Source organism: Endothiovibrio diazotrophicus (assembly GCF_054657215.1).
This window is the reverse complement of record NZ_BAAHXB010000227.1, coordinates 1-2,702: the sequence shown is the minus strand read 5'-3', so window position 1 is coordinate 2,702 and position 2,702 is coordinate 1. Positions and strand designations below refer to the sequence as shown.

Sequence of the window (2,702 nt, the reverse complement as noted above, 5' to 3'; positions counted from 1 at the left end):
GTGCCGTTCTATTACTACTTCCCGGAGGCGCGCTTTTCCCTCGCCGTCGGGGTGGCGGTGCTCGGAATTTTCTGCACGTTGACCTTCCTCCCGCTCTCCCGCTTCTGGCTGCCGTCCTCGCTGTGGGAGGTGGCGTTCCGCGTCGAGGGGGACGGCTTGAGGGTCTACAACTGGCTCGCCCGCAATGGATTGGGCGGGTTCGCGTGGTTGCTCGGGCTGGCGCTCTTCACGCCGCTCCGGGTAACCCGCGTGATTCAGAACTACCTCCTCGCGCCCCTCTACCGGGGGGCGGGTTGGCTCTTTCGCAACGGGCGGCTCGGGGTGGTGCGGAAGCGGCAGCGCTATTACGCGGGGCTGGCGTCGTGGTACGTGGAGGAGCTGCTGGCGGGCGACCCGGCAGCGATGAGCGCCGAACGGCTCCACCATCTTTCTCACCTCCACGCGGAGTTGCGCGGGGCGCCGGTGGACGGGTAGGGCGGCAGGCACGGGGGAACGGTGTAAAATGGAGGCATGTCCAAAGTGCAAGACAGACCGCTAAGGGAGGTCCCTGCCATGTCCATCATCACCATCGACGATGTGCCCGCCGAAGCCTTGCGGCAAGTGGAGCAGGAGTTGGCTAGGCGCAACCCCGGCAAGCCGGTGCATGTGACTATCGTGGACGACGAACCGGTGGAGGGCAAACCAAAGACGTTTATGGAGGCCGCTCGGCGAGCGACGCGAGAGGCTCGCACGAATGGGCTGACCTACGAGAAGTTGCAGGAAATTCTGGCGGAAGATGACTAGCGCTCGCTTCGTCGTCGATACGAACATCCTGATCAGCGTGGCGCTGGCCGCCGACTCCGTTCCGGCGATGGCCTTTGAGCGTGTTATCCAACTGGGAGCGGTCGTCTATTCTGAAGCAACGTTCAAAGAGTTCTGCCAGACACTCAACAAGCCCAAGCTGGCGAAAAGGATCGGTGACTTGTCACGCACGTTCCTCATTGACCTGTTCATCGAGGAGTTTGTGCAGATTCACCCCACCGAGACCGTCACCGACTGCCGTGACCCGAAGGACAACAAGTTCCTGGAGCTGGCGGTGGCGGGCGGGGCGAGCGCCCTTATCACCGGTGACCAAGACCTGCTCGCCCTCCACCCCTTCCGGGGAATTCCGATTCTCACCCCCGCCGATTTCCTCGCACAGTATCCTGATTGATCGTCCGGTATTTGGCGCGCAGCGGCACGGCTAAACCGCTTTTTGATGTTAGCGGGAGTGCTCAAAATCCCGTTCACGGGTAGGGGCGCGGGAGCGGGCGAGTTCCGCGTGGCGCTCGGTGACGGACGCCGTGGGAGCGGGGTGGGCTGTCTCCTTCGCCTGTACCCGGCAGCCGTGGGCGTAGCCGTCGTGATACCCCCGGATGTACTCCGCCGTATACGCCGCACCGCTGAACAGACTCCGCCAGAAGGGAGGCTTCGGGGACTTCGGACGGTATGCCTGCCCGTCCGCACACCCCCGGTCGAAGCCCTTGCGATAGGCGCGCCCAGCGAACATTTCTCCCTCTCCCTCTCCCTCTCCCTCTCCCTCGCGAATCCGTAGTGTGCAGTATGGGCGAACCCGGCGACGGCGGCGACCCGCTGCTTTCCTCCTTCACCGCTCTCTTGCGTCGGTGGAGGGCAGCGCGCCAGCGGTGAGCGATGAGGGACGAAGGATGAGCGGAGAGCGGTGTGCAAGTTTGGGATTCTGCACAGAGCATGGACGGAGCCATGACTTCTGCGCAAGAATCCCCAAACTTGCCAAGGGGAGCGCCCCTTGGAACCCCCGGACCCGCCGAGCCGTGAGCATGGACGATCAGCCACCTACACCCCCGGAGGAGAGCGACCGCACCGAGAAGATGCGGGAGTACCGGCAGCGCTATTGGGAACGCTTCCGCGAGACCCACAAGCGGGTCTACGGCACGCTGACGCTGGAGGAGTACGCCGCCTTTCAGCAGCGCGCCGAGTCGGCGGGGCGGGCGGTGTGGGCGCAGATTCAGGCGGAGGCGGAAGCCTACGCCCGGCGGGAGTACCTGCCGCCGCAGGAGATCGAGGTGCGCCTCTCCGAACTCGTCGTGCAGCTCCGGCGCATCGGCAACAACGTCAACCAGATTGCACATACGCTCCACGGCGACGGGACGCTCCGCGCCTCCGATCTCGCCCGCAGTCTCGACGAGCTGGAGCGCCTTGTCCGTCACTTCGTCCGCCAGCCGTGGGCGCAGGGGCAGGGCGACGACGACGAACCACCCGGTGCATGATTATCAAATCCCTATCGCGCAAGGCGCCGAGTTTCGGCCAACTGCTCGGCTACATGGTGGCGCCGGAGGGGGCGCGGGTCGATCTCCGCCACAACCTCCCGGCGAGTGCCGGGACGTTCGACGCGGTGGTGGCGGAGTTCGCCGAGAACCACGCGCTCCTCCCCCGGCGCGCGAATGGCAACGCGCTCTTTCATGAAATCCTCGCCCTCCCGCCGGACGCCGGGATTTCCACCAAACGGCAGGTCGAGGCGCTGCGCCACCTGGCTACCCGCTACTTGGCGCGGCGGGCGCCGCAGCAGTTGGCGGTCGGGGTGATTCACGCCGACACCCCGCACGTCCACCTGCACCTGATGATCAGCAGCAACGCCGTCCTCTCCCGCAAACGGGAGTGGTTGAAGAAGGCGGAGTTCGCGGCGATCCAGCGGGAGCTGGAGG

General features: G+C 65.4%; 6 protein-coding genes. 5 read left to right on the top strand and 1 reads right to left on the bottom strand.

Annotated elements, in window-relative coordinates:
* The 3 genes from ACYQ2W_RS25885 to ACYQ2W_RS25875 all read left to right on the top strand — a co-directional run.
* The coding region (locus ACYQ2W_RS25885; RefSeq protein WP_459873895.1) for a hypothetical protein at nt 1-474 on the top strand (474 nt) is incomplete at its 5' end.
* Between the two features lie 78 nt (nt 475-552).
* Nucleotides 553-783, top strand: coding sequence for a hypothetical protein (locus ACYQ2W_RS25880; protein ID WP_459873893.1), 231 nt, complete (start codon nt 553-555; stop codon nt 781-783).
* On the top strand, nt 776-1,192 hold the full coding sequence (locus ACYQ2W_RS25875) for a putative toxin-antitoxin system toxin component, PIN family (protein WP_459873891.1): 417 nt from the start codon (nt 776-778) through the stop codon (nt 1,190-1,192). Before ACYQ2W_RS25880 ends, ACYQ2W_RS25875 begins: the two co-directional genes overlap by 8 nt.
* Before the next feature lie 48 nt (nt 1,193-1,240).
* Here the strand turns inward: ACYQ2W_RS25875 and ACYQ2W_RS25870 are convergent, their stop codons facing one another.
* On the bottom strand, nt 1,241-1,528 hold the full coding sequence (locus tag ACYQ2W_RS25870) for a hypothetical protein (RefSeq protein ID WP_459873889.1): 288 nt from the start codon (nt 1,526-1,528) through the stop codon (nt 1,241-1,243).
* A 289-nt stretch (nt 1,529-1,817) separates the two neighbouring features.
* On the opposite strand from ACYQ2W_RS25870, the gene ACYQ2W_RS25865 reads away from it, so the two are divergent.
* Complete coding sequence (locus tag ACYQ2W_RS25865; protein WP_459873887.1) at nt 1,818-2,267, top strand: MobC family plasmid mobilization relaxosome protein; 450 nt, start codon at nt 1,818-1,820, stop codon at nt 2,265-2,267.
* Nucleotides 2,264-2,702: relaxase/mobilization nuclease domain-containing protein (locus tag ACYQ2W_RS25860; protein WP_459873885.1), on the top strand; the 439-nt coding region annotated here is incomplete at its 3' end. The genes ACYQ2W_RS25865 and ACYQ2W_RS25860, both read left to right, overlap by 4 nt.

Coding starts and splice junctions, on each gene's coding strand:
- ACYQ2W_RS25870 (WP_459873889.1), bottom strand. CDS start 1,528: ATGTTCGCTGGGCGCGCCTATCGCAAGGGCTTCGACCGGGGGTGTGCG.
- ACYQ2W_RS25880 (WP_459873893.1), top strand. CDS start 553: ATGTCCATCATCACCATCGACGATGTGCCCGCCGAAGCCTTGCGGCAA.
- ACYQ2W_RS25875 (WP_459873891.1), top strand. CDS start 776: ATGACTAGCGCTCGCTTCGTCGTCGATACGAACATCCTGATCAGCGTG.
- ACYQ2W_RS25865 (WP_459873887.1), top strand. CDS start 1,818: ATGGACGATCAGCCACCTACACCCCCGGAGGAGAGCGACCGCACCGAG.